Source organism: Atopobium sp. oral taxon 416, assembly GCF_018128285.1.
In the GTDB taxonomy this organism is placed as follows: Bacteria; Actinomycetota; Coriobacteriia; order Coriobacteriales; family Atopobiaceae; genus Olsenella_L.
In genome coordinates this window covers 580,041-606,884 of the sequence record NZ_CP072380.1, presented here as the reverse complement: position 1 = coordinate 606,884, position 26,844 = coordinate 580,041, and the positions used below count along the sequence as shown (strand labels likewise).

Below are 26,844 nucleotides of genomic sequence, written 5' to 3'. Positions count from 1 at the left end.
AAACCCTCAAACACTTGAGAGCTAAGGCAGACATGATTGGGCGACGTTTCATCCTGCGAGCTGAAGTTCCATGGGTTTTCGCGCCACAAATCTTCTATAATTCGAAGCCGGCATCGTTTACAAGACACGATTTTACTGAGGCGGAAAATCTCTGATATTCGATATGGCACCATATTTAATGCTCGGCGGTCTAAAATCACAGCACACAATAGGCACGCTATGTAGGACTGAGAACAATCATTAACCTGATACGGTTGATCTGCGGTGCACTAGCAGCATCCGATATAGTATTCAGTGGCCCTTGCTCTTGATGGCCGCAGCCAGTGCATCGAAGCCATGGTGAAGACACATCACCGGGTGGTCGAGCAGCATGCGCGGCCCCGCATAGCGCATCACCTCACGGATCTGTTCACGCTGCTTCGGCGCATAGCAGTGCACCGGGCACTGTGAGCAGAAGCTCTTGGTCTGCATGAAAGGGCAACGCTCAATGCGCTTGCAGGCATAGGCGGCGAGCTCAGCACACACAGGGCAGAGTGCATCGTGGGTATGGTGGTGATCGTGGCAGTAGAGGTGAATCATCTGGAGGACCACTTCACACTCGCGTGCCCGCTTGCGTTCCGTCTCCTCCACTGTGCGTTGCTTTCTCACAGCTCCTCCCCTTCTGTTGCATCCTGCACCTTGGTAGGGATCTTCACCCAGAAGAGCCAGAGGTGGAAAAGCCACACCCCGGCGAGGATCACGTGGTCCCATACGATACGGGACATGGAGGCAAAGCTGATACTCAAAAGCAGGGTCAGAGCACCGAAGGCGGCTATCTTATCCTGTACGCTCATGCCCTCGTCCGCAGCAACCGGAGCAATCTTGCTCTTATAGAACTGTGTAGGGCAGAGCCACACCCTCAGGGAAGGCGAGCTCTGGCTGAAGAAGAACACTGTCAGAAGATACAGCGGGACCGTCGGCAGCAAGGACAGGACGATACCGACAGTACCGAGGACGAAGAAGAAACAGCCCAAGACAAGAAAAACGATGCAGCGCATAGTCGCCTCCCCACTCTCTAACTTACACGGCCCCGATCGATTGAGACTACCTTGTCCGCAATAGCGGCGGAACTTGGACGGTGCGTGATCAACATGATGGAGCACTTGGAGCGCTGCATATCCAGCGCCTTGAGGATTGCCCCTTCGTTTAGGGCATCCAAATTCGACGTTGGCTCATCAAGCAACACAAACGGTGCTTCATGCAGAAAGGCACGGGCCAGGCCTAAGCGTTGGCGCTCACCGCCAGAGAGGGTGCCACCGAGCTCTCCCACTATCGTGTCAAAGCCCTCTGGCAGACTTTCGATAAAGTCAAGGACGGAAGCTTTATGACAGGCTTCCTCCAGCTCTTCCTGCGTAGCGTCCGGTTTTGCAATCAGCAGGTTGTTGCGGATGCTGTCGTGGAAGAGCATGGTCTGCTGTTCGACCAACGCTTCCTGCTGATGCAAATAGCCACTCGTGATGTCCTTGATATTGTCTGGGCCGATACAGATGGCGCCTGAGTCCACATCCCAGAAGCGCATAAAGAGTCGGCAGAGGGTAGACTTACCGGAACCACTCTTGCCTACCAGCGCAACGATGCCGCCTTTGGGGACCATAAAGTTCACATTGTTTAAGACTTGCTCTTCACCGTAGGAGAAGCCCACCTGTTCGGCTGAGGCTCCGGTGAAGACCGGCTCGGTACCCTTAGCACGCTCCTGCACCAGAGGTTCCTCATCGAGGATCGCCAGCACCCGCTCTCCGGCAGCTAGGGTCTGCTGCAGCGTCGATCCCAGATTCGCTAAAGCGATAAAGGGGCCAAACGAGGAGAGCGTCGTCACCTCAGCCAACACAAAGGCTTCCGGGGTGACCATACTCTGCGAGACGGCATAAATTCCCACAAAGAGCTGCGCCAGGGCGTCCAGAACCATAATCACATTGACCGCAATGCTGCCGCCACGCGCTACCCTGTGGAGCCGCTTCTGTTCGGCTGCAAGGCTACGGCTTTTCTGATCGAGCTCTGCTCCCCGTTTGACTCCCATACCATATTGAATGATCTGATCAAGCCCACGCAGGTTGTCGAGCATGGTACTGGAGAGGCTTGCCTGCTGTTCACGGATGTCTACACCGACTGAACCGGAAGCGTGCGATACCACGAGCGGCACTACGATGCCCACCGCAAGGTAGCCTGCCAAGGCAATCAGTGCAAAGGCCCATGACAGGTTTGCCAAAAAGGACATCAGGATAATTCCCGTACCGATCGCAATCAGAACCGGGGAGATCGTATGAGCAAAGAAGACCTCTAGCAGCTCGATATCGCTTGTAATCGTCGAAATTAGATCTCCGCGGTCCCTGCCGGAGAGTTTGGCGGGAGCCAACGTTCTGAGCTTCCCAAAGACAAGGTCCCGGATATGCGCCAAAAGCTTGAAGGCGATGTAGTGGTTGCATTCCTGCTCGATATAGTGGAGCACACCACGGGCGATAGCCAGAATGACCAGTACGCGGCAGAAGGTTGCGATACCCCAGATAAGTGTTGCAGTGCCGTTCACGGCGAGCATCGCCTCAACGCCGACCACCGGCAGTGCGGTCGCACAGACAAAGCCGGCGATGCCAGCCACCACTGATATCACCATCACTCCTGCCAGGGGGCGTACAAACCCGAGCATTCGCCCCATGATCCTAAGTTTCTTCACAGATCTCACCCCTTCCATAGGCTTCAAGTCTCTGTTGGGTCTTCCACAGCCGCGCATAGACGCCGTGGATATCAAATAGCTCCTGGTGCGTACCGGATTCAATGAGGTAGCCTTTGTCCAAGACGTAGATATTCTGTGCATTCACCACGTTCGCGAGTCGGTGTGAGATCAGGACCACCGCATGGTCCTGTGCTAGCCGATAGATGGAGTCGAGCAGCACGGCTTCACTCTCCACATCGATGTTGCTCGTCGCTTCGTCGAAGACATAGACGGAGGAATCGTGCAGCCAGGCCCGCGCAAAGGCAAGGCGCTGGCGCTGTCCACCAGAGAGGTTGTTGCCTTCCTCCTCGAGCTTGGTATCCAAGCCTTCCTGTGTCCTAAGGAAGCCGGAGAGGTTTGCGGCGTCGAGCGCTTCCCAAAGTTCCTGGTCACTTGCGTTTGGATTTCCCATCAGCAGATTGTCCCGGACCGTTCCGGAGAATAAGTAGGCATTCGCCCCGACATAGGTGAGGTGTTTCGCACATGCTGCCTGATTGAGTCCACTCAGGTCTTTATCGCCGAAGCAAATGGAGCCACGAAAGCCTGAGAGCTTTCCTGCGGCGAGCGCCGCCAGCGTTGACTTCCCTGATCCTGAAGCGCCAACGATCGCCGTGACGCCCTTCTCAGCGACCCGTAAGGTTACACCGTGGATCACATCCCGTTTTCCGTCGTAGGCAAAGCTCACCTGCTCAAAGCGGGGTACGCTGCCGGGGACCGGCAGCTCCTTCTTCTCTTCTGGTTCCAGCAGTTCAAGGAGCTTAAAGATCTTCTGTGAGGCGGCGATCCCGTTCATTGCAACATGGAAGTAGGAGCCCAGCTGCCGCATCGGTAAGAAGAAGTCCGCTGAGAGCAGGACGATGATCAAGGCTTGCTGAAGGGTGATCGTAGAGGCCTGCAGTTGCCCAATCGCCACGGAGATACCTGCAGCAGCGCCACCCAGCGCTACAACATCCATCACGATGATGGAGTTGAGCTGCATCGTGAGCACTTTCATCGTCACAATACGGAAGTGCTCCGCCTCGTGGTTCATCGCCCTGTGCCGCGCCGCATCCGCCTCATAGATCTTGAGTGTCGTCAGGCCCTGCAGATTTTCGAGAAATGAGTCGCCCAGCTGCGTGTATTGGTCCCAGTACTGCGACAGGATCCGTTTCGCGATCTTCTGTACTGCCACAGTCGTGAGTGGGATCAACGGTACAAAGACCAGCAACACCACTGCAGTAGCGAGATCCATCGGCGCAATCATCGCAAAGAGAATCAAGGGTGCAATCATCGCGTAGAACAGCTGCGGCAGATACTGCCCAAAGTAGGTTTCCAGCTGTTCGCAGCCCTCAACCGAGAGCTGTACGACCTCCGCCGTGGAGACCTTTGTATCGAAAGTGGGGCCCAACCGCAGCATCTTCTCAAAGATACGATTCCGTAGTGTCCGCTTCACATCCTGTGAGGCACGCACCCGCTCCCCTCCGCATCCGTAGGAACTGATGCACTTCCCCACACCAGCGATCGCAATCAGCATCACGCAGACTGCAAGCGATACTGCTGTGCCGGTAATACTTGATGCGAGTACCGTCGCCACGCCCCAGACCAGGCAGATATTGGCGGCAAGCCCCACGACTTGCCAGACCACCACCAGTATCACGTGACGAAACACTCCCGGCACCAGCGTCAGAAGCCTCCTATCTATCATGGCCCCTCACTCAACAGTCTCTATGTGTTATCCATAGCTTACTTATTACTCAAAGTTAGCTTAATAGAACAAACGACTGTTGTCGAGGTCAGAGAACAATACCATCCAAAAATGCACGGTTGGGAGCAGAGCTCCCTACATACGCGAAAAGGCCACGATCATGCGACCGTAGCCTTTGACCTTCACTGGAGCCAGCTATCAGACTCGAACTGATGACCCCCGCTTTACGAGAGCGGTGCTCTACCAACTGAGCTAAGCTGGCACACAATTGCAACGCTGTCTAACTATAGAGATGCGCGCGAGAAGTTGCAAGTCCAAAATCCCCAATTTCTGGCCATTCACCGAGACACTACAGCAGATGGACAATCCCGCGTACCCAGCGCTGGAAGTCGTCCTCATACCTCTTAGCTGTCGCCAATACGCTCTGATGGTCCACATCGCAGCCGCCACTGTAGTTTGCTGCCAAGGTCAGCCCTAAGACATGCATACCGAGCGCGTGTGCCATAATCACCTCATTGACCGTGGACATACCCACATAGGAGACGCCGAGCTGGCGAAGCGCGCTAACCTCCGCCCGTGTCTCAAAGGAGGGCCCCAGCACACCTGCAAAGACGCCTGCACCAATCGTGATGTTCTGGTCTTTTGCTACGCCGCGGGCGATCGAGCTCATATAGGGCGAGTAGAGGTCATTCATATCCACAAAGGGAGATTCAACGTCCCTGAGCCCTTCCCACTCAGCCAAGGGGTTTCTGCCGGTAAGGTTGATCTGGTCGGTCAGAATGCCGAGACCCTTCTCAACCTTCCCGGGGATCGCGCCGGTTGCGCCGGCAAAGATAATGTCACGACAGCCGAGGCGGAAGGCATGGCGGACAAGAGAGGTGACCTCTGCTGCAGAATACCCACGATAGAGGTGGATACGGCCCGGATAGACGATCACCGGTACCCCATCGAGCGCGCCGATCGCCGCTTCGAATCGGTGCCCTTCAATCGGCTGGGCGTTGTCCGGAAACCCTTCAATATCGTGATAGTCGATCCTTCGCACCACGTGTACCAGATCTGTGATGGAACCCAGCCCGGTCCCCAACACGATCGCTACGGGGTGTTCTACTGAGGGGTGCATCTCTTCAACCATAGTTTCAGTTGCCACGGTGATTCCTTCCTGTTTAAGCAGACGGGTGAATACCCCATCGCCTGCTGTCAGCGTACCGCTATAGGTACCATCGTAAATGAGATCGGATCCACACGAGGGGCTCTTCGCTTTTAATATGGCAAGCGGCGCCCCGGATTTTTTCACCCGATCAAATTCTTTACATGCCCCAGCCTGAAATTGCCTGGTGACATCGGTCCCGTCACTCATGTACACCCCACCGTCGCGCTGCTCCGCCGCGGGACGCGGAATAGGCAGCTTACCTGCGGATTCAGGGCAGACCGGCACCACTTCCACGTTCTTGGCAGACCGAATGACCGCGGCATTCGGTTTGGTCTTCCCGTTGTAGCGGCAGTTATCCCCCAAAAGGCATCGGCTGATTGCGACGCGCACGCAGACCCCCTGAAATAAAGATGTTGGATGGGCCTTAACGGCCCACCCAACATCATACGTGATATCGTGGCTGAATTTTACGCCTCGAGCGTATAGACCTGAATGCTTGCCTTGCTGAGCTCGCCGTTCACGAAGTTGGTCCACTCAGAGCTCATCTGCTGCCGTGCGCTTGCGTACTTCTGATACGCCACATAGTAGGCAGCCTGAGCTGCAGCATAGGTTGCACTGTCATTCGTAATCGTATAGTCTGTGAGCGCCTGCGCATAATCGCTGTTGGAATCCTTCCAGGTGTTGTTGTCGGAGTCCCACTCATCGCCGGCAAGGTTGATGATGTAGGTCGCATAGTCCTGCGTCGGAGTATCTTGCTGGCCATCCGCAGGCTGAGACGGTGCAGTCGGCTGTGCCGGCAGGGTTACGTCGGTGACGACCTGATCGCGCAGCTTGGTCAGCGCTGCAGACTGTCTCAGAACATTCTTGACGGCGTCTTCGTCCATGTTGTACCGAGAGGCAATCTGGCTGTAATCGTTGGTGCCGAGATACTGCTGAGCGTACTGGTCGAGCTCATCGTCGGAGACCTGGATATTGCGCTGCTGGACGATGTCCTGCAGAATCTGGGTACGGGCGGTATCGATCGTGTTCCCCGCGGTCGGCATTCTGTACGTTCCGTCATCGTTCTTCGCGGAGTCGAGCGACGAGGTCTGGGAGATAACGTCACGGACGGTGACGTTATGCTGGCCGTTGTAGTTGTAGCGTGCGATCGGGGTATCGAGCTGATTCTCACTCACGGCAGTCACATTCAGGGAGTGCACGCCGCCGAGGGCGTAGTGGCCCACGAGTCCGCCGACCACGAGGCATACCGCGACGATAATAGCGACAAAGTAGATCGGCATTGTCACTTTCTGTGCCGGCTTGTTCTCTTTCGGAGCCTTAGCCTTTTTGTCCGCAGTATGCTCAGGCTTGGCCTTTTCGACCTTTTCTGGCTCTTCGGCCTCCGCAGTGTCCGTATCAGTGTCTTTTTCGGGCGCTTCCTGCGCCGTATCCTCCTGCGTGTCCGGTTTCGTCGTTGGCTCTTGTTTCGATTCGTTGTCGCTCGGAGTTTCCATGCCTATTGTGCCTTTCTGTCCAGTTCTTTTTCGATATCCTGAGAGAGCGCCCTAATGTATCCCGATCCGCTCTTCACGTCGAACGAGATACGCTCTTTCAGCTCTTGAGCAGTCTTTGCTGAGATGGTGCCCTTTGCCATATCGAGCAGTGCGACGAGCATGTCCCGATATTCAGCATCCCCATGGTAGCATTGCACGGCTTCATCCAAGAGAGGCCACACAGTATCGGAACGTTTTTCACTTGTTGACCCATACACTGCAAGGAAACTGAAGGCTGCGAGTCTAACCGGAGCGCTCTCCTCATCGAAAAGCGAGTTCTCCGCTGGCTCCAGTGCCGATTCCACCTTGTCGGGGTGCTTCGGGGCCACCAGCGTAAGGATATCAAAGATCTCCCAGCGGGTCTGCGCTTCAGGATAGCCAAGCGCATCCTCCAGCTGGTTGAGATACGGCAGGATCTCCTTCGGATCGTCCTTGATCCCCTCATAGATCCCCTGTGCCGCGCTCTGGCGCTGCCTGCGTGAATGTGCATGTAATCGTTCGATCAATGCTTCCAGGGATTTCTGCTCCATCTCATTGCCTCTCTAACCGCTCTCTGCGCCCTTTTCGCTCGTGTTTCGGATTCTGTTGGGGACCTGCTGTTTTCTGTGTCCCGCTCCTCTTTTTACTCGATGGTGTAGAAATCTGTTGCACCGCACGCTCATCGTCAGGGTCGATCGGATCGTCCGCCTCTTCGAGCAGCGCCCAGTCAAGGCCTGCCTTCTTGGTCGTGTCATCATCCTCAAACAGCAATGAGGCCGCCTGGGTACCCATCTTCGCCCCACCGATATGTACCAGCGTGTCAAAGAGCGCGAAGGCCGCTTCGGTTTGAGGAATCTCCAGATGTTTTTCCTCGGCTTGCCGCAGAGCTAAGGCTAGATCTTTTCTGAGATGTATATTCTTGAACCCCGGTCTGTAATCGCCGCTGATCGCTTTCGGCAGCAGCTGTTCAAGCTGACGTGAGGAACCCATGCCATCGCTGATCATGTCGAGCACGCTGCGTTGGTCGAGCCCGGACCACCTCGCGAGTGCCAGGGCCTCCGCACCGCCCAACAGGTTTGCGGCGACACAGATCTGGTTGCAGAGCTTGGCGATCTGCCCCCTCCCTGCCTCATCGAAGTAGTAGATCTTCTTTGAAAAGGTCTTCAGGATCGGCAGCACCGGCTCTGCGGTATCTTCGGTCGCACCTATGATGAGAGTCAGGGTCCCGGCTTTGGCGCCGCCCTCTCCTCCCGTCACCGGGCAGTCAAAGGCATGCTTGTCATCGATCTCACAGGAGTCGTGGATATCCCGAGCCAACTGCGGCGAGGAGGTGGTCAAATCGATCAGGTAGGCGCCCTTTTTCGAACGGCGGATGAGTCCGTTTTTCGTCAGATACGTGTCTTCCACCTCGTCGGGATAGCCGAGCATCGTGAAGATCACACCCGCACCTTTAGCGGCGTCACCTGCTGAAGGTGCCCAGTGGGCGCCCTTCTGTATGAGCGGTTCGGCTTTCTTCTCAGTGCGGTTGTAGACGGTGAGGTCATAGCCAGCGTCCAGTATGTGCTCTGCAATCGGCTCACCCATAATGCCGGTACCGATGAAAGCGACCTTTGTATTTGTTGCCATGTATATCTTCCTTGAAAAACTGCTTATTCTTTTGCGCGGACCCTGCGTGCGATCCGATCAGTCAACGAAAGCTTCTCACGCCGATCGGTGCCCCAGAAGGCCGCCGCGACCATGCCCGGCCCCACATGGGAGCCGATGACCGGTGAGATGGAGCTTCTCACGACCGTGATATCGGCGCACCCCTCCATTTCGCGGATCTTCTTTTCGAGCCATTCGGCATCCTTCGGAGCATCCGCATCCATAATGACCATCGGGAGTGAGGGGTCATGCGCGTAGTTATTTTCAAAATCCTTGAGGATCGCCCTGAGCGCCTTTCTGCGCCCGCGGCACATGCCCTTAAGCGATAAGGATCCATTCACATCGTAGGAGAGCTCAGGCTTCACATCGAGCTTGCCACCCACCTGTGCTGCTGCCGGCGGAATTCTGCCGCCTGCCGCGAGCCAGTGGAGGGAGTCGAGCGTGAAGTAACCCTGGATAAAGTAACGGGCATCCTCCGCCCAGGCGACGAGCTCTTTGGCTGTCAGGCCGAGGGCTGCTTGACGGACAGTCTCGATAACGAGGAGCTCTGCGGCTGCAGAAGGGCACAGGTTGTCCACCACGTAGATCTCGGCTTCGGGGTAGTCCTCTTTGACAAGCTCAACCCCTTGACGAGCTGCATCGATCGAAGAGGAAAGTCCCCCGGTCAGTCCCAGATAGATGATCGGGCGGTGCCATCTCTCATAGAGGCCCTTGAAGATCTCCATGTAGGCACCCGGCGTCACCGCCTGTGTGCGGAACCGCTCATCGGGGTGCTTACGCATGTACTCGTAGAAGTCGTGTGGGCTGATGCTCTGCCACATATCATCCGCATGCTCCCCGTCTGGCCCCACATAGCGGAAGGGGATGACTTCAATCCTCAGCGCTTTGGCCACATCCGGGTTGAAATCGGCGCCGGTGTCGGCCACGATCGTGACCCCGAGGCGCTTCTGGTAGGCCTGTGCGTATGAGCTGAGCGCCGCGACACCAGTGACATTTTTCACCAGTGCCGCGACTTCTGTACTATCCACCTTGGTATCTGGTGCGCCTTGCGGCTTATTGCTCATCCACGTCCTCGATCTCAGGTTTCAGGATTCCGTATCCACCGTTCTTTCTATGATAGATGACATTGATCTGTCCTGAATTTGCATTTAAGAACATGTAAAAATCATGGCCCAACAGATCGGTCTCTACGAGGGCTTTGTCTTCGGACATCGGAATCAACTTAACGGTTTTCTCCCGGACCAGCAGATCGTCGTCATCGTTCTTCGGCTCGATCAGCTTATCGAGGTCCTCCGCAGAGGTCAGCTTGTGGACCTTCTGGCGGTGCTGACGCTTGTCGATAATGCGGGTCTTGTATTTCCTGAGCTGGCGCTCAACTTTCTCTGCCGCCAGGTCGATCGCGGCATACATATCCGGATCGCTCTCAGAGGCTCTGACAACACTGTCGCGAACGTGTACGGTGACCTCGACCGTCTTTCTGTCCGGATTGGAGCGGTTCCGATCAACACGCAGTATGATATCGCAGGTCATAGGCTCAATATTGAAGACCTTGAGGGCATTGCTGATCTTCTCGGTCGCATAGCTTCTCAATGCGTCGGTCACTTGGATCTTACGTCCTGATACGGTGATGTCTGCCATAGCATCCTCCTTAGGATCACACGCGCATGCACGCCCTTCCGTGCATGTACTAACTAGATACCCAAATATGGTGTGATGAGCCTCCTGTATCACCCAACGATTGAAAATGTCTGCTTCGCTCTATTGAACTGCAGGTTTCTCCTCGTCTGCCTCCTCGGTACTGTTGAGCCATCGATTGCGGATAAGCTGGTATTTTCCGCTCGCCTTGAGATCATCCAGCGACGTCTGCAGGGCCTGCGCCAAGTCCGCATTTGAATCCACGATGCCACAGCCGATATCGACCGGATCGTCGATCGTCCCGATCTGAGAGATATCTCCGGTCTGTTCCGCAAAATAGTTGCCGGTAGCAGAATCCGCCGCTACATAGTCCACTTTGCCCAAGGCGAGCGCCTCCATGCAGTCCTGCATGTTGCCGAACACTTCTATTGAGGCGGTGGGAAAGAGCTGAGACAGGGTAGTTTGCACTGCAATCGCATCACGGGCCCCGATAGTCCTGCCGACAAGCTCTTCCTGCGTGAGGGAGCCCTGCTTACCGCGACCGAATAAGCTGATCGACTGCTGTGCGTAGACTGCGGTCTGCGCTACCCCCTCGGCTTCGCCATCTTCAACATTCATCACCACGTCGCAGCTTTTCTGCACTGCGGTGGCATCGGACACACCCACAAACCGAACGTGTAGCCCCAGCTCAGAGGCGAGCGCGCTTGCCAGGTCGATATCAAGCCCCCAATAGCGGTTTTGGCTGTCTGTCTGACTGAAAGGCACGCCCGTGTCTGCCTTGATGCCGACGGTGAGGTAGCCGTTCTCTTTGATCGTGGGGACACTTACCTGTGGCTCAAGGGTGTTAGCATCGTCGATACGGGCCTGTGAGGCTGAGGGATAGCTGCTGTCATCGCGGATTGAGTCGATGACGGAGCGCGCAGAGCACGCACAGAGCCCCACGCAGAGTGTCACAAGTGCGACAGCACAGGTAACCTCCTTTGCCACTCTGGCAACCTTGCTCTTTTCTGCCAAGGACTATCCCTTCCAGCTGACCTGGTTTTTGACCCCACACTCGCGTACCGGAACGTTCGCTTCGAATGCTGCGGCATTCCCACGTGTGTTCTCTCGCCTGGGGGAGGTATGTCCCCAACTGACAGGCGGTACGTCTTACTTCTAGGACGAACCATGATCGCCGACGTGCGCACACACCGACTTACGTGGATCCCTTTGGCCTCGTCTGCCTTGGACTAGAGCACGTGCTCACGCTCGCAACCACAGACCTAGAAGGGATGTACTGATTATACTATTTATCGCTTACGCACAAACTGCACAGGATCCGGTAAGGGCTTACGAAGTGTCAACGGGGACTCAAAGGCAGCTAAAAGCAGGCAAAAACGGTGTACGCCCAACACTTCTACCACACCCGCGCGAAGGCGGCGGTAAAGACGTACAGCGCCCCTTGCGCTTTGAGCGAGCGCATACAGGACTTCACAGTCGTGCCGGTTGTGATCACGTCGTCGACAAGCAACAACCGCATCCCAAACGTGCTCTGCGTACACGCAATGGCGCTCTCCATCTGCCGAGCGCGCTCTTCCTTCCCCAAGTGTCTGAGATCCGCTGTGCTCCTGTTTTCCAGCAGAGCAAAAAGCGGCAGCCCGCTCAGGCGTGAGAGATGCTTTCCGATGAGCTCCATATGGTCAAAGCCACGACGAGTCCGCGCCTCAGCGGTGTCCGGCACCACGACGATCCCATCGAGTGAGGAGAGATCAAGCCGCGGGGAGCCTTCTGCATCCGCCGTTTCCGACAGTTCCTGCAACAACTTCCAGAGCCCTTGGGCGATGAGCGCCGCAAGCCGAGTCTCATGGTGGTCTTTGTAGGTGGTCACGATGCGACGCGCGACCCCTTCATAGGAGAGGGCACAGGCTACCCCATCGCCCGGCCAGTCACGCTTGCATTCCGTACAGACCATCCGCCCGTAGGGAGCCCCGCACACCGAGCACGCCCGACTCTGATCGATCCAGGGAAGCTCGCTGCGGCAGGACTCACACAGAAGCTCACCCACAGCGTCGCACCCGACGCACCGTGTCGGCCACAGTGTCTCCTCCAGAGCGTCTAATGCACGCTCAAGGTATGAGCGGTCCTTCTCCATATCGGCATACCCTTATCCCCTACCGAATCTAGCTCGTGAGGCAAGGATACCATGCATCCTGATCTGACAGATCGAGCTTCGAGGCGTTGGAGAAGAAGAGGGCATTGCCGTTGTCCCAGAGTGCCTGATACGTCTGGTTGAGGCTGTCGGCTTCACCATGCTCCAAGCGCAGCTGCGCTAACGCTGCAGTTACATAGGCCACCATCGCAGGCTCTGCCTCCATGCCGCGCAGCGGCACCGGCGCCATGTAGGGGCAGTCGGTCTCTGACAACAGCGCATGTTGCGGGCACACCAACGCTGCGTCACGGATCTCATCAGAGCTCTTGAAGGTCAGCGCCCCACCAAAGGCCACCGAGCAGCCGATCGCGACAAAGTCACGCAGGACGTCCAGCGTCGAAGTAAAGCAATGCAGATCGCAGCCCGCCTTTGGTATGCCGACCTGCTTCAGAATTTTCAACGCATCGCGGTGTGCCTCGGCGGTGCTGTCTGCCCGTGCATCCCGGATGTGCAGCTCGACGGGCAAACCCCAGTCCTGCGCGGTATCGAGCTGTTCAATAAAAGCGCGTTTCTGCTCCTCGTGGTCCACGCCGCAGGTGTAGTCCAGCCCGATCTCCCCCACGCCGACGCACACCGGACATCTAAGAATGAAGATGAGATGCTTTTTCACCTCGGGATCCTCCAGGTAAGCTTTAGCCCCATAGGGGTGCACGCCAGCGACGATACGGACAAAGTGCGCGATTTCGGCGGCATCCGCCGTACGCCCGTGGGCTTCCTGTCCTTCAAACTTGGGGAAGCTCACCCCCGCTTGGCGCTGAGCATCGATCAGCGTGTGGGCATCCTTGCACCACATATGGAAGGCATACATCAGATGCCTCGGGTCAGTCGCATCGTCAGTGGGATCCACCGGTGAGACCAGATGGCAGACGCCTGCCTGTGCAGCGCGGGCAAGGGCCCGCGTCGGCGTGTTTTCGTCGAAGTCAGTGAGGTGCCCATGCGTATCGATCAGGGGCAACAAAGCCACGGGGTAGTCCTTCGCTCTTCCCTTTTTATCGTGAAAGAGTGCTACAGCTTGTGCAGTCTGAGCCATCTCTATCCCCCTTTATTTACGGTGTGATGCGAAATCCCGCCTTGTCCAAGGCGCGTTCCAAGTCAATAAATTGATCAACCTCGAGCCGTTCCGCGCGTGCGGAAGGCTCAATCCCTGCCTTTGCAAAGGCCACATCGAGCATATTCTTGTCAAACCCGGCAGAGCTCATTGCGTTACGGATGGTCTTGCGGCGCTGGCAGAAGGCAGCGTTCACCACCTGAAAGACCTTCTGCAGCTCTTCGTTCGTCAGTGCCTTCTGAGGACATCTCTCCAGCCGTACCACGCAGGACTCCACGTGCGGTTGGGGCATGAAGTTGCTCAGTGAGACATTGAAGCGGCCAGTCACCCGCGCAAAGAGCCTCAGCTTTACCGTGTAGGCGCCATACTCTTTGGAGCCGGGCTGAGCCACAATGCGATCAGCAACCTCACACTGGACCATCACCACGGCACGCTTTAGCGGATCTAATCCCTGGAAGAAGCGCAGGAGTACCGTTGCCGCTACCTGATAGGGAAGGTTGGAGACAAAGGCATCCGGAGCCTCACGGCACCCCAGCTCTGCAAAGGCTTTCTGAATATCTTGAGGGTCCAGTCTCAGCGCATCACCCCAGAGGATCCGCAAGTGATCGAGCCGATGCGCGCAGGTCTCCTGCAAGACCGGCTCAAGTGATCGGTCCGCCTCAAGTGAGACAACCGCCTGTGCCCGGGGAAGCAGCGCACAGGTCAGCGTCCCGATCCCCGGTCCGACCTCCAGCACCGTATCGGTATCCTTGAGATCGGCAAGTTCGAGGATGTGCCCAATCACAGCATCGCTGACCAGAAAGTTCTGCCCCAGGTGATGTTTGGTGGTGAAGCCAAACTGATCGAGCACCTCACGCGTCGCACGGGGATTTGCCAGGTATGAATACATAGATCCTATCTGTCCAGTTTGGGCAGGCGCGGGAAGAGCGCTTTGCCCTTTGCGGCAGGTACGTCGCCCTTAAGGCGTCCCCACTCACACAGGGTCGCGAGCGTCTCATCGGAGCCAACCTCATCCTCGAGACTCAGGCGGCACAGGACCTCTGCGGAGGTCGTCGGCATGAATGGCGTCATCAGATGCGCCGCGATACGGATGGATTCCAAAAGGTTGAGGATGATCGACGTGAGCTCATCCTTACGCGCCGGATCCTGAGCGACAGCCCACGGCGTCGTGTCCTCAATGTAGTGGTTGGCAGCGTGGATCAGCTCCATCGCCACATCCTTAGCGCCCGCATAGTCGAACTTCTCCATGTGGGAGCAGTAGCGCTCACAGATGCCCTGAGCGATCGTCTGCAGCGGATTGTCCTGGCTCTTCCAGCCCTCCGGAATCGTCGGGACCTTCCCGTCAAAGTACTTGGCGGACATGTTGAGCGAGCGGGAGACCAGATTGCCCCAGCTGTTAGCCAGATCCGCATTGTAAACCTGTTCCATACGCTCAAAGGAGATCGCGCAGTCTTCACCGTGCTCAACGTCGGTCATAAAGTAATAGCGGTAGCCTTCGACGCCCAGGAAGTCGATAACCTCCTGTGGGTCAATACCGTTGCCACGGCTCTTGGACATCTTCTCAGCTTTGCCGGTCTTCTTGTTCCTCACGGTGAGGAAGCCGTGCGCGAAGATATGCTCGGGCAGCGGCTCACCGATCGCCATCAGCATCGCCGGCCAGATCACGCAGTGGAAGCGAATGATATCCTTACCGACGATGTGGTACTGCGCCGGCCAGCGGTAGGCGTACTCTTCCTTGGACTTCGAATCGTCCAGGCCATAGCCCACGGCGGTCATATAGTTGAGCAGCGCGTCGAACCAGACGTAGGTCATGTGCTTCCTATCGAACGGGACCGGAATACCCCAATCGAAGCTCGTACGGGAGACAGATAGGTCCTGAAGCCCTCCCGCTACAAAGGAACGCACCTCGTTCATGCGAAAGCTCGGCTGCACGAAGTCGGGATGCTCATCATAGAGCTTGAGCAGCTTGTCCTGGAACGCGGAGAGCTTGAAGAAGTAGGAATCCTCCTGCACCCGCTCGAGGGGACGTCCGCAGTCCGGGCAGAGGTGCTGCCCCTCGGTGTGGCTCGCCTCGTCGGACTTCCTCACCTGATTCTCGGTAAAGTAGGTCTCCTCCGGCACGCAGTACCAACCGTCGTAAGAGCCCTTATACAGATAACCGGATTCCTCCATGCGCTCCCAGAGATACTGGACTGCATGGTACTGACGCGGCTCGGTCGTGCGGATAAAGTCATCGTTTGAGATTTCGAGGGTCTTCCACAGCTTCTGGAAGAGCGGAGCCTGGGCATCACACCACTGCTGCGGAGTCATCCCGTGCTCCTCGGCGGCATCAGCGACCTTCTCCCCATGCTCGTCCATACCGGTTAAGAATTTAACGTCGTAGCCTTCCAGCCGACGGAACCGGGCCTGGACATCCGTCAGGATCGTGCAGTAGGCCGTTCCCAAATGCGGCGCCGCATTCACGTAGTAGATTGGGGTCGTAATGTAAAAAGAAGGCTCTTTCGCCATGATAAAAACTCCTCAGCGCGCCACATCCGGGCACACATAGTACCAATGTTCAAGCACGCACCATTATAGCTTTTCACGTACAGATACTATGAGCTCATAGACCCGAGAGCGAGGTTTCCCGTAGGTTTTGGCCAGACGCTTGGCAAGCGCGCTCGTCGATTCTTTGGAGTTAAGGCCTTGCTTCAGCGCCTCTTCAAAACCTATCTGGGGCACTGCTGCCCGTGCGCGCTGCTCTTCCTCAGAGGGTGGGGCGATCACAAGGACGCACTCCCCCTTGAGGCTATCGCGTGCATTCAGTGTCTCAATCAGGTTTTGGGCAGTGCCCCGCAGGACTTCCTCATGTACCTTCGTGAGTTCCCGCACAAGTGCCACCTGACGGTCAGCCATCACCTCACCGATTACGGTCAGGGTGGACACCACCCGGCGCGGTGATTCGTAGACGATAAGCGTCGCAGGAATCGCGGCAAGCATCTCAAGCCGAGAACGTTGTGCCCCGCCCTTGCGCGGCAAAAATCCCTCAAAGAAGAAATGGTTCGAGGGAAGGCCTGAGGCTACGAGCGCGGCGACAGAGGCCGTGGGACCCGGGACGACTTCCACCGGCAGATCCGCTGCACGTGCAGCATCAACGAGCTGTTGCCCCGGATCGGAGATTCCGGGCATGCCTGCGTCTGAGACGAAGGCGATACGCTCCCCCGCTTTGAGCCGCTCCAAGATGTGCGGCAACTCCAAGGGCAGGACATTCGCGTCGCAGCGCTCGAGCCGGGTGTGTACACCCAAGAGGCTGAGCAGCTTCCCGGTCACCCGGGTATCTTCGCACAGCACTGTATCTGCGGATTCAAGAGTGTGGACCACCCGCTGCGAGACGTCCTGCATATTTCCGATCGGGGTCCCAACCATCGACAGAACGCCACCCATCAGTCGAGCAGCCTCCGCTCAAAGCTGGAGAGGGCAATGCGAGCATCCCAGCCGGCAATCTTTCCTTCGGTCTTCCAGGTCTGGAAGAACCAGGCGGGGCACTCCCTGAAAGCATGGAGCTGTTCTGAGACGTAGACGCGCTCAAGCGCGATACGCCCTTCCGGCGTCGAAACCGAATCAGCGTAGGGCAACGCCCCTGACCATTTGCCGACCATCACCGGCAGGCGTGAGCGTCGCGCACGGTTCAGCTTCTTGAGGGATTTCCTCACGAGATCGCGCACATCCAGCTCACTGGCAGTGACGCTCAGGTCGTCGAGGTACTGATAGAGATGGCAATCGAGCCACACGTTCTGATCGCGGTGCGTGGCCAGGAACTTATCCCAGCCATTTTCGGCGCCAGCATCGGGGAGCACGATCAGAAAATTCGGGCCCTCAGCTTCACGCAGGGCACTGTACACTGCACGGTAGTAGTTTCTCAGCAGATGGATGGGGATCCCTTCGCTCAGATGCAGCCCCTGACGGCGCTGTGCCACCGGATCATCCGCAAGCTCGATGCCCAAGAAGGCATCGCTGCCCACATAACGGTGCGTGAGCTCCCGGGTGATTTTGATCGCCTCAGGTCGATGCGCAACCACTTCCTGGCCGCTCGTGGCGTGGTCTGACTGCGCCACCGTCGAACCCGGTGACACTGAGAATACCAGCAGCACCATAAGGCCGGCGTTCTCGGCCCACTCCATCGCATTGTCAACCTGCTCCAGGCAGCCCTGATACATTCCCGAATTGGAACCTTCATCTCCAAAGACGTACCACGGGACCGGAAGGCGCACCGCATTGAAGCCGCGCAGGGCAATCGAAGCGAAGTCACTCTCGGTGATAAAGGCTGTGCGGTGGACACGGACGAGCGCCTTATAGCGCTCAGATCCCAGTGAGTGCGCCAGGTCGCGCTCCGTGAGCGCCCCCGAGTCGGCAAAGAGTTCCGGCGTGATCCATGACTCCAAGGTCAGCCAGCCTGTCAAGTTAACCCCATGGATTTTCGTTGGACTCTCCACGTTTACACCGTCCCTTACCTGTATGAGTCTATCTTCCTAAAAAAGTATACGCTCGGTATCCTGCTCACCGCGTTTTCTTACCTAATGTTTACCACTTGATCATAGCCGGTACCTGCTACAGCACTCAATCCCCCTCGGGGATGTACGTAGCACAGTTAAGCGGCGTCTCATACACATCCACCTGTGAGATAGGGAGCCCCGCTCTAACAAAGCGTTCGGCAAAATAGTGCGCCAGGTTCTCAGCGGTGGTCCTGAAGGGCAACATCTTTAGGACAAACCCTTCCCCCTCGAGCGCCTCGACCGTCGCCGGCTTCAGCGAGCCTGCCTCCACGAGGAACATGTGGTCAAACTCCCCGACGATCGCGCGCACAAGGCGCTTGAACTCACCGAAGTCAACGACCATATCACGCATCGTGCCAGCGGCCTGAAGCTCCTTCTGTCTGATATAGACCACTACCCGCCAACGGTGCCCGTGGAGGTTTTCGCACTTCCCGTGGTAGTCGGTCAGGAAGTGTGCCGCGTTAAAGGAAGCTTCTGTCTTGAGCTGATACATGGTATGCCCCCAGATCCTTACGTCTCATTGCCCTCAGTTACAGCCCCACCTTTGCCTTAACGAACCACGTGAGCCCTTCACAGTGGAGATAGGTGGGTAGCCTTCGACCTTCACGGTATAACGCATGCCGCATCCGCCGGCTACAGAGGAATAGGCCTGCCTGACCTCGAGGGCCCTGTCCACACCGCAGTGCACCCCCATGGTCCCACAGGGTCATGAACAGCACGGTTCCCCCTTCCCATCGGTTTGGGCGATGAGGCCGACATGCCGTTCGCCTCTTTGCTATCCTGCATTCATAGCTGCCACAAGTCCCTTCCGACCTTTTCAGTCTAGAACATATGTTCTAGTATGCCAGAGAGCTGCGGCATGGATGTGGCTTGCGCTCACGCACAAGCCACAATGCAGCTACCTCTTTTGCGTGCCGATACCGGCACTGTTGCCGCTGTTCCCCTGCGGGGAGCTGTGCCGACGACGGTGGGCCCGATGGTCTGCGCTGTTCCCCTGACTCTGAGGCTTAGCCTGTTGGGCCTGCGGCGCTGCCGTGTGACGGCGCCGTCTCGACGTCGAGCGCTGCGCTGTCTCAGCATTGCCGCCATGGTCACGAAGATGGCGGGCATTCAGGGCGATCCGGCACTCATCTCTGCGCGTGCGCTCGGGCTTGTTGTTCTGCTGGCCCTTCTGTCTGTCACCCTGCCGTACGTGTGCGACGGCATTCGGCTTCTGCGCGCCTTCGGCCACATGGTGGCGTCTGCGGCGGGTATGCGCCGCTGCCTTCTCCTGGGTCTGTTGGGCGGCTTCCCCATGGTTGTCTACATCGCGCTCAGCATGGACTTTCCGACGCCGGGGACGCGGCGTTGCAGGAGCCTCTTCCCCTTCAGGGATCTCTGCGCGCACCATGTGGGACGGGCGCAACGAGACGGTGCGTCCGCGGCGGGCGGTAGTTGTCCCGTTCAGCAGGTCATCCTCTGCCGCGAGACCGCGCTCTTTTGGCGGGACGACACCGTGCTGGCGGTCAAGTTCCGCCAGCGCCATCTGGATATCCGGGGATTCAAGTCGATCCAGAACCGAGCGCTCCACGGTATCCGGTCTGCAGGGGCAACCCTGTTCCTTCACCTTTTTGATCGCAGCGGGGCTTGCGGTCATATCCTTGAGCGCGACCCTAAAGCTCTTGCCGTTCTCGAAGCGCAATATCAATTCCTCTTTGGGGGTGTCATACTCGGCGATCTTTGCCTTGCCCAACGGGGTTGTGATCACCGCATTGCGCTTCGGCGCCCGGCTCTTGAAGTCACGGTAGGCTTCGAATTCATAGCGAAGGCAGCACATGAGGCGCCCACAGGCGCCGGAGATCTTTGAGGAGTTGAGCGGGAGATCCTGCTCTTTTGCCATGCGGATCGAGACCGGCTGGAACTCGTGCACGAAGCGGCGGCAGCACAGCTCCTCGCCACAGTGCCCGTAGCCCCCGATCAGGGCTGCCTCCTCACGCACCCCGATCTGGCGCATATCGATGTGCTGGTGCAGGTCACGGGAAAGGTCACGCACAAGCTGGCGAAAATCCACACGGTCCTGTGCCGCAAAGTAGCAGACGACCTTCTCGCCGCCGAACAGGTACTCCACGCCGACCGGCTTCATATCGAGATCGGACTCATGAACCCGCTTCCGGAAGACCGGCAGGGCCTCTTCACCGAGCTTCGAGAGGTGCTCTGCCCGGGCAAGGTCCTGATCGGTGGCAATACGCAAAACATTTCGCAGCGGGGCGGTACCGATCGTCGCCTTCAGGGTCTCGTCGTCGACCTCGGTCGTATCCCCGACGGCCAGACCGATCTCAGTGCCCCGCTCGGTCTCGACGATCACGTGGTCAGCCTGCTGGGCGCCGGTCTTCTTGGGATCGAACCACAGCTCTCTGAGCGAATATTTGAATTTGACGGGGATAATAGTGGTCAAGAGAGTGCCTCCTTGATGGCACACAGCATGACCTCTAAGGTCAGCTGGGGTGATACGCTATGTTCAAGATTGCCGCGAGCTTCGTCGACCGCCTGCAGCGCACGAAGGATTTTCTGTGTGCCGGCGGCAGCGATCGTATCGACAACCTGGGTAAAGTCACTGTTCACAGGATCGTGCTCACAAGCTTCGCTCTCGAGGAGCGCATCGCGCAACACGGACTGCGTCACGGTGAACACCTCCATCATACCTGAACGCTCACGAGCGGAAAGTTCACGTTTCTGTGAGTTCTCAAGCTTCTTCAGGGCGGTGGCACCCAGATACTCAGCCGCTTCATCCCGCGCCGCCTTCTGTTCTTTGCGCATCTGGGCCAGCGGATCCTGCACGATCGACACCACATTGTCCGCCGCGCACAGCACATCCCAGTCGTCTTGGCCGTGAAGATCCCCCAGCGTATGGACCAGCTTAGCGCGCAGGTCGCGCCGTGAAGGCGCCCCGAGATACTGCACGGCAGTCTCCGGCGTCTGAGCGACCGCCAGCGCAATTCTGGCGTCTCGCTCACTCACGCCAGTCTCATTGACGACGCTTTTGACCGCCACCTCCTGCGGGATGGAACGGAAGGCAACGACCTGGCAGCGGGAGACGATCGTCTCCATACACGCCTCAGCCGAGCGAGCGATCAGGATAAAGACCACGTGTGCCGGCGGCTCCTCGAGGGTCTTGAGCAGCGCATTGGCGCTCGCTCCCCGCAGCAGCGCCGCATTGGTGAGGATGTACACTTTAGTCTTAGCGCGCACCGGCGTCAGCTGTGCGTCCTCGATCACCCCACGGATCTGCGCGACCAGATACCCCACCGAACTGTCCGGACTCATCCAGTGCACATCGGGGTGAGTGTGATGGTGGACACGGATGCACTCATCGCAGCTACCGTCTCCCCCATGGGGGCACACCAGACACTGCGCAAAGGCTTCCGCCGCCTCGCTGCTCCCCGATCCCGGCTCGCCGACGAAAAGATAAGCATGGTCGATGTGGTCTTCGGTCACCGCATGGGCCAAAAATTCCTGAGCCAGGGGCTGATAGCGAAGCCGTGCCAGCGCGGGAGGTAGCGCCCGCTTCTCCTGCACGTCAGTCATGGTGAACCTCGCGTCTGTCAAGTTCTTTCGCAAGCACCTGATCGATCGATATGGAGACCTCCTCGAGCGACATGGAGGCGTCGATCACCTGAATACGGTTAGGATACTCTTTGACCAGCGTGAGGTACCCCTGCCGAACCCGCTCCTGAAAAGCGATCCCTGCTGCTTCAATTCGGTCTGCCCCGTGCTCCATAGCGCGCGCGAGCGCTTCGTGAGGGTTCATATCCATCAGAAAGGTGATGTCAGGTTCAACCCCACAGGTGCCGAGCTTGTTTGCCTGCACCACTTCTGCATGCTGAAGGGCTCGACCCGCCTCCTGATAGGCTGAGGTCGAATCCGCATAGCGATCACTCAGGACAATCGCGCCCCGCTCAAGTGCGGGGAGAATGACCTCCTGTACGAGCTGTGCCCGTGAGGCTTCCAAGAGCAGAAGTTCGGTTATCGGTGCCAGCTCTGTATTGGCAGGGTTAAGTAGGATCATGCGGATCTTCTCTGAGATGCGCGTACCACCCGGCTCACGGGTACACACCACCTCATGGCCTTGGCCTTTCAGGCATTTAGCGAGCCGCGCTACCTGGGTTGACTTGCCGCACCCATCGATCCCCTCAAAGCTGATAAAGAGCCCGTCTCTCATGCCTTCGTCGTCTTCCTGGAAGTACGCGCACTTCTGCGCGTACGGGTACCTCCACGCCGTCTACTACCCCGTGCCGCAACACGCTTCTGGTTATCCGGGCACTTCGGATTCGGGCAGAGCTTCCAAGGCCCGCGCGCGGTGTGGACGATCACAGACGGGGCACCACAGGCAGGGCAGGTCTCCCCGGTCGCTTCCAGTTTACCACGGGCCGGCAACGGATAGCTCGTCCCGCACTCCTCATAGTTCTCACAGCGGATAAACCGCTTGCCGGTCTTCTCTGACTTGTGCGCAATCAGCTTAGCCTTCTTGCCTTCTTTGGCGCAGGCCGGGCACTCTCCCACAACCACATCCGGTTCATAGTTGGTTGGACATTTGGGATTGACACACATCTCGTAGGCGCGGCTGCGGAACGGGTGTACCTTGATGCGGGGCGCGCCACACTCGGGGCAAACTGCGGCATCCCCCTCGAGGGCCTCAATGCGTCCCCGGGGGAGCGGATAGGTGACGTCACAGTCAGGCCAATTCGTACAGCCCACAAAGCTGGAGTGGGTCTTCGCAGAGCTCTTCACGACCAGGTCGTGCCCACACTTCGGGCACACGCCGATCCTTGCGTCAGCGGTGAGCGCATCCGCAATTGCGTCGCTCAGATCCTCCTCGTGCACGATCAGCGCATCGAGCATGCCTGCGAGCAGTGCACGGGAGTGGTCTACGACTTCAGCCTGGGTCTCTTTGCCCTCGGCCACCTGATTCATATCCTGCTCAAGCTCGCTCGTCATGTCCGGCGTCGTGATGTGCGGGGCGTAGGTATGCAACACCTCGATCACCGCCATACCGAGCTGCGAAGGCTCGATCGGGTTATTCCTGAGGTATTTGACCTCGTAAAGTCTATCGATGATGGAGGCGCGGGTGGATTTGGTTCCCAGATTGTGCTTCTCCATCTCCTGGATCAGCTTGCCCTGGCTGTAACGCGCCGGCGGCTCCGTCGCCTTGGCATCCATATTGAGATGCTCGACTGTGCAGACGTCCCCAACCTTAAGGGGCGGGAGCTGCTCGTCCTTCTTTAAGCCGTACGGGTAGATCGCCCTGAAGCCTGCTTTGGCGAGCACATCGCCGGTGGCCTGGAACGGCTCTTTGGCGATATCAAAGGTGAGTTTGGTGCTTTCGATCGTAGCGGGACCCATGAGGGTCGCCAGGAATCTACGGGCGATCAGGTTATAGAGTTTCCAGTCTGCACCGGTCAGCGTAGTGGGATCGGCGGCTGCGGTCGGATAGATAGGCGGGTGGTCCGTAGTCTCCTGCCGGCCACGGGTCGCGGTCAGCCTTGGCTGTGCCATCAGCTCACGGCACACCTTGGAGTACTGCGGGACGCCCGAGAGCGCAAAGACCGTCTCCTTGAGGTCAAGAGAATGCGGATAGACGGTATTATCGACACGCGGATAGGAGATCAGGCCGCGCATATAGAGCGACTCAGCGATCCGCATCGTTCGGCCCGGTGCCAGCCCCTCTGCGGCTGCAGCAGCCTGCAGTGAGGTGGTGTTGAACGGCGCAGGGGGACGCACGGTGCGGCTCTTCTTCGTGACGTCGACGACCTTAGCCTTTTTCGCGTCTTTGACAGCGCTGTAGGCCACGTCGGCTTTGTCCTTATCCCAGAAGCGTGCCGTCGTGTGGCGGACCTTAAAGGTGTCATCCGCATGCGAGAGCTCTCCGGAAATAACCCAGTAAGGTTTCGGTACAAAGGCTTCACGCTCTTTTTCGCGCTGTACGACCAGTGCCAGTGTCGGGGTCTGAACGCGGCCTGCGGAGCGGGTGTTCCCCAGTCCTGCGAATCTCGCCGTCGTCAAATACCTCGTCAGCGCGGCGCCCCAGATCAGGTCGATGTACTGGCGGCTCTCGCCGGCATCCGCCAGATCCTGGTCGAGCGGCACTAAGTGCGTAAAGGCGTGGGTGATCTCCTGTTTCGTGAAAGCAGAATAGCGTGCACGGGACACTGGGGTATTCGGAGCGACCTGGCGCACCTGGCGCAGCGCGTCAGAGCCGATCAGCTCGCCCTCTCGGTCGAAGTCGGTGGCGATGATGATGGAATCTGCCTTTTTGGCGAGGTTCTTGAGCGAGCGGATGATCTCCTTCTCAGCGGGGACTTTCTCGATCGGGGACCAGACCAGGTAAGGCAGCGCCGGGATCTTCCAGCCCTTGATGTCCACGCCGTCGGCTTCAAACGGTTTCCTGATGCGGCCGTTTTTTGCTTTCGGGTAGGGCGGCTTCGCCAGGGTGTCCGGCAGGTGCGCCGGCAGCTTCTCCCCGCCGTCAGTTAAGCCGTACCAGCCTTCTTTCTTGGAGTATTTCAGCTCGTGAGGAAAACCAGGAGCCATAATGTGGCCCCTGAGTCCGATAGTCACCCAATCTTCCCCGTCGTGCTTAAAGCAGTAGATGGGTGTGCTGTAGACTCTGTCAGCTTTCGGTTTTCCCGACTCACTCAGCAGCCGCGCGATCTGCGTCGCCGCATCATTTTTCTCGGTAACGACCAGTATCAAGGATCTATCCTCTATTCTTCATCAAATTCATGCTCTTCGTAGTCTTCGCGCGTCCATTTTAGCGCCGCCTTGCCGTCACGGTTGATGATAATCCGGCGGGCGATCGCAAGCGCGATCTCGTACAGGCCGATCAGAGCCCCGAACATCAGCAGCATCGTGACCGGGGAGGCATCCGGCGTAATGATACCTGACAGGGTCATGAGACCGATGTAGATATAGCGCCAGTTCGCGCGGAACTTCGAATAGGGCACGATGTGGAAGATCGAGAGGTAGAAGATCACCAGAGGGATCTCAAAGGCGATCCCGAAACCGACCTCCAATTTCATAAAGATGTCCAGGTAATCCTCAGCGTTGTAGAGCGGATCGGCAAATTCGTTCGTCTGCTGGAGCAGCCAACCGAAGGCGGCACGCTGAATCACGAAGTAGCAAAAGATCATACCTAGGAAGAAGAGGATAACGAGGGCAGCCACCGTCGGGATGACCCACTTGCGTTCACTCTCCTTCAGTGCAGGCAGAAAGAATGCCATGATCTCCCAGATGATGATCGGGGTGCAGATGATCAGCCCGAAGAAGAACGCGACCTTAAAGCGGATCGTAAAGCCACCGAGGATCGTGAGGACCGTCAGCCTTGCGTCTGCGCCCATCACGCTGCGCAATGGGTCGAGCAGAATATCGATCAGCGTCGGGGTAGCAAAGTAGATCACGACCGCCGTCGCCAACACAGAAACAATAACAATCGTGAGACGCCGCCTGAGCTCTCCTAAGTGATCGCGCAGGGGCATCCGTGCTGGACCGATCGGCATCAGTCATCCTCCTCTCCGGTTGTGGTAGCAGGTTCGCTGGTCGCAGTGCTTTCAGACTCTGGGGCTGCACCGGCCGGTTTTGAAGCGCTTTCGCCTACCCTCTCCTTTGCCGGCTGAGCCTGTGGCGCCGCAGGGGCAGATGTCTGCTGATCGGCAGGTGCTGCCTGCCCTGCAGCCGGCTGCTCTTCCTGAACAGGTTTCGGTGTCTCCGCTTGAGGCTGCTTCGCCTCAGCGGCAGACGGTGCCCCAGCCTGCTTTGCAACAGATTCCTCTTTCGCGCCGAGCGCTGCATGGGATTTCGGAGTCATCGCATAGAGGTCAGCAAGCGAGGGCTTGACCGGCCTGGTCTTCGCCGCAGCAGGGAGATCCTCATCCGAATCCGCACCGGGGCGTGACTCCCCTGCCTCATCCGTATCGCTCCTATCGAACGCGGCATTTGTCTGAGCTTCGCTGTTCTCCTTAGCCTTGCGTTCACGCTCGAGGCGCGCCTTGCGCTGCGCAAAGGTTTCGGGCTTTGCGGCCGTTGCGCTCGCCGTAGCCGCACCAGATGCAGACTCGATGTCCGCATCCTCGGCCTGCGCTGCTTTCGCAGCTTCAGCCCGCTTCTTTGCCGCCGGCTCATTCATGCCGGAGTTGATCGGGTCCACGATCTCAGACTGGACCACTTTTGTCACATTGTCCTGCGCATCCCTGAACTGACGGAACGCCCGGCCGATAGTACGCCCCATTCCGGGCAGCTTGTCCGGGCCAAAGATCAGGAAGGCAAAGATCAAGATGATTACAAATTCGGTTTCACCAATACCAAACACGCGCTATACCTCCGCCATGCCACACGCTTCCGACACGTTAGTGTTCAATATTGAGCTGGTCTTCAATCCCTAACAGATTGAGGACGCGTTCAACATTGCTCTGGGGTTTCTGAATGATAAGCTTTGTGCCCTTGTCAAAAGCCGCGTGAGCCGCTCCGACGAGAACGCCGATCCCGGTGGAATCGATGTAGGAGACGTCGGCCATATCGACTGCAACGTCGCCTGTGTGCTGCGCCATAGCTTTCTTAAGGGCATCCCTGAGCTCTGAGGCATTCGAGACGTCCACCTCCCCGGCTACCGTAACCTTAGAGCCGGTGTCCTTCGCTGCAACGCTAATCTGTAAAGGCATACCCGTACGTTTCCTT

General features: G+C 57.8%; 25 protein-coding genes and 1 tRNA gene. All 26 read right to left on the bottom strand.

The genetic code is table 11. The features are described 5' to 3' along the window. Nucleotides 1-291: 291 nt before the first annotated feature. The 26 genes from J4859_RS03250 to J4859_RS03125 all read right to left on the bottom strand — a co-directional run bounded on the left by J4859_RS03250 (nt 292) and on the right by J4859_RS03125 (nt 26,828). A complete protein-coding gene (locus J4859_RS03250; RefSeq protein ID WP_249113739.1) occupies nt 292-648 on the bottom strand; it encodes a nitrous oxide-stimulated promoter family protein in 357 nt (118 codons plus the stop codon). After that, nucleotides 645-1,037 carry a YbaN family protein gene (locus J4859_RS03245; protein ID WP_212332788.1) on the bottom strand — a complete coding sequence of 131 codons (393 nt, stop codon included), beginning with the start codon at nt 1,035-1,037 and terminating at the stop codon, nt 645-647. The genes J4859_RS03250 and J4859_RS03245 overlap by 4 nt, the downstream gene beginning before the upstream one ends. A gap of 17 nt (nt 1,038-1,054) precedes the next feature. Next, a complete protein-coding gene (locus J4859_RS03240; RefSeq protein ID WP_249113738.1) occupies nt 1,055-2,707 on the bottom strand; it encodes an amino acid ABC transporter ATP-binding/permease protein in 1,653 nt (550 codons plus the stop codon). Beyond that, on the bottom strand, nt 2,694-4,430 hold the full coding sequence (locus J4859_RS03235; RefSeq protein WP_212332786.1) for an ABC transporter ATP-binding protein/permease: 1,737 nt from the start codon (nt 4,428-4,430) through the stop codon (nt 2,694-2,696). The genes J4859_RS03240 and J4859_RS03235 overlap by 14 nt, the downstream gene beginning before the upstream one ends. 186 nt (nt 4,431-4,616) lie before the next feature. After that, nucleotides 4,617-4,692 (bottom strand) — tRNA-Thr (locus J4859_RS03230). An 87-nt stretch (nt 4,693-4,779) separates the two neighbouring features. Then, the gene (locus tag J4859_RS03225; RefSeq protein WP_212332784.1) at nt 4,780-5,970 is read right to left on the bottom strand and encodes a purine-nucleoside phosphorylase; all 1,191 of its coding nucleotides are present in this window, start codon (nt 5,968-5,970) and stop codon (nt 4,780-4,782) included. Nucleotides 5,971-6,047: 77 nt separating this feature from the next. After that, on the bottom strand, nt 6,048-7,073 hold the full coding sequence (locus J4859_RS03220; protein ID WP_212332782.1) for a hypothetical protein: 1,026 nt from the start codon (nt 7,071-7,073) through the stop codon (nt 6,048-6,050). Nucleotides 7,074-7,075: 2 nt separating this feature from the next. Continuing rightward, nucleotides 7,076-7,642 carry a hypothetical protein gene (locus J4859_RS03215; RefSeq protein ID WP_212332780.1) on the bottom strand — a complete coding sequence of 189 codons (567 nt, stop codon included), beginning with the start codon at nt 7,640-7,642 and terminating at the stop codon, nt 7,076-7,078. Between the two features lies 1 nt (nt 7,643). Next, complete coding sequence (locus tag J4859_RS03210) at nt 7,644-8,717, bottom strand: NAD(P)-dependent oxidoreductase (RefSeq protein WP_249113737.1); 1,074 nt, start codon at nt 8,715-8,717, stop codon at nt 7,644-7,646. A gap of 23 nt (nt 8,718-8,740) precedes the next feature. Further along, the gene (locus J4859_RS03205) at nt 8,741-9,763 is read right to left on the bottom strand and encodes a DegV family protein (RefSeq protein ID WP_249113736.1); all 1,023 of its coding nucleotides are present in this window, start codon (nt 9,761-9,763) and stop codon (nt 8,741-8,743) included. Between the two features lie 25 nt (nt 9,764-9,788). Next, on the bottom strand, nt 9,789-10,373 hold the full coding sequence (gene hpf, locus J4859_RS03200; RefSeq protein WP_212332778.1) for a ribosome hibernation-promoting factor, HPF/YfiA family: 585 nt from the start codon (nt 10,371-10,373) through the stop codon (nt 9,789-9,791). 120 nt (nt 10,374-10,493) lie between these two features. After that, nucleotides 10,494-11,384, bottom strand: a complete 891-nt coding sequence (locus J4859_RS03195) for an ABC transporter substrate-binding protein (protein WP_212332777.1) — start codon at nt 11,382-11,384, stop codon at nt 10,494-10,496. Between the two features lie 382 nt (nt 11,385-11,766). Continuing rightward, complete coding sequence (locus tag J4859_RS03190; RefSeq protein WP_212332776.1) at nt 11,767-12,501, bottom strand: ComF family protein; 735 nt, start codon at nt 12,499-12,501, stop codon at nt 11,767-11,769. 28 nt (nt 12,502-12,529) lie between these two features. Next, nucleotides 12,530-13,588, bottom strand: coding sequence for a TatD family hydrolase (locus J4859_RS03185; protein ID WP_212332775.1), 1,059 nt, complete (start codon nt 13,586-13,588; stop codon nt 12,530-12,532). 16 nt (nt 13,589-13,604) lie between these two features. Then, nucleotides 13,605-14,495: a 16S rRNA (adenine(1518)-N(6)/adenine(1519)-N(6))-dimethyltransferase RsmA gene (gene rsmA, locus J4859_RS03180; RefSeq protein ID WP_212332774.1), complete on the bottom strand. Its 891-nt coding sequence runs from the start codon at nt 14,493-14,495 to the stop codon at nt 13,605-13,607. A 5-nt stretch (nt 14,496-14,500) separates the two neighbouring features. After that, complete coding sequence (metG, locus tag J4859_RS03175) at nt 14,501-16,114, bottom strand: methionine--tRNA ligase (RefSeq protein ID WP_212332772.1); 1,614 nt, start codon at nt 16,112-16,114, stop codon at nt 14,501-14,503. A 63-nt stretch (nt 16,115-16,177) separates the two neighbouring features. Then, entirely contained in the window at nt 16,178-17,029 is an 852-nt protein-coding gene (gene rsmI, locus J4859_RS03170) for a 16S rRNA (cytidine(1402)-2'-O)-methyltransferase (protein WP_212332770.1), read from the bottom strand. Next, nucleotides 17,029-18,027: a glycoside hydrolase family 5 protein gene (locus J4859_RS03165; protein WP_249113735.1), complete on the bottom strand. Its 999-nt coding sequence runs from the start codon at nt 18,025-18,027 to the stop codon at nt 17,029-17,031. The genes rsmI and J4859_RS03165 overlap by 1 nt, the downstream gene beginning before the upstream one ends. A 175-nt stretch (nt 18,028-18,202) precedes the next feature. Then, a complete protein-coding gene (locus J4859_RS03160; protein WP_212332768.1) occupies nt 18,203-18,631 on the bottom strand; it encodes a 6-carboxytetrahydropterin synthase in 429 nt (142 codons plus the stop codon). A 405-nt stretch (nt 18,632-19,036) separates the two neighbouring features. Next, nucleotides 19,037-20,572: a regulatory iron-sulfur-containing complex subunit RicT gene (gene ricT, locus J4859_RS03155; RefSeq protein WP_212332759.1), complete on the bottom strand. Its 1,536-nt coding sequence runs from the start codon at nt 20,570-20,572 to the stop codon at nt 19,037-19,039. Then, nucleotides 20,569-21,702 (bottom strand): ATP-binding protein, encoded by a 1,134-nt coding sequence (locus J4859_RS03150; protein ID WP_212332757.1) that lies wholly within the window; start codon nt 21,700-21,702, stop codon nt 20,569-20,571. Before J4859_RS03150 ends, ricT begins: the two co-directional genes overlap by 4 nt. Further along, nucleotides 21,695-22,336, bottom strand: coding sequence for a dTMP kinase (tmk, locus tag J4859_RS03145; RefSeq protein ID WP_212332755.1), 642 nt, complete (start codon nt 22,334-22,336; stop codon nt 21,695-21,697). Before tmk ends, J4859_RS03150 begins: the two co-directional genes overlap by 8 nt. Next, nucleotides 22,333-24,867: a DNA topoisomerase I gene (locus tag J4859_RS03140; protein WP_212332753.1), complete on the bottom strand. Its 2,535-nt coding sequence runs from the start codon at nt 24,865-24,867 to the stop codon at nt 22,333-22,335. Before J4859_RS03140 ends, tmk begins: the two co-directional genes overlap by 4 nt. A gap of 11 nt (nt 24,868-24,878) precedes the next feature. Next, nucleotides 24,879-25,670, bottom strand: coding sequence for a twin-arginine translocase subunit TatC (tatC, locus tag J4859_RS03135; RefSeq protein ID WP_212332751.1), 792 nt, complete (start codon nt 25,668-25,670; stop codon nt 24,879-24,881). After that, the gene (locus J4859_RS03130; RefSeq protein ID WP_212332743.1) at nt 25,670-26,479 is read right to left on the bottom strand and encodes a twin-arginine translocase TatA/TatE family subunit; all 810 of its coding nucleotides are present in this window, start codon (nt 26,477-26,479) and stop codon (nt 25,670-25,672) included. Before J4859_RS03130 ends, tatC begins: the two co-directional genes overlap by 1 nt. Nucleotides 26,480-26,516: 37 nt before the next feature. Continuing rightward, a complete protein-coding gene (locus J4859_RS03125) occupies nt 26,517-26,828 on the bottom strand; it encodes an STAS domain-containing protein (RefSeq protein ID WP_212332741.1) in 312 nt (103 codons plus the stop codon). Between the last annotated feature and the right edge of the window lie 16 nt (nt 26,829-26,844).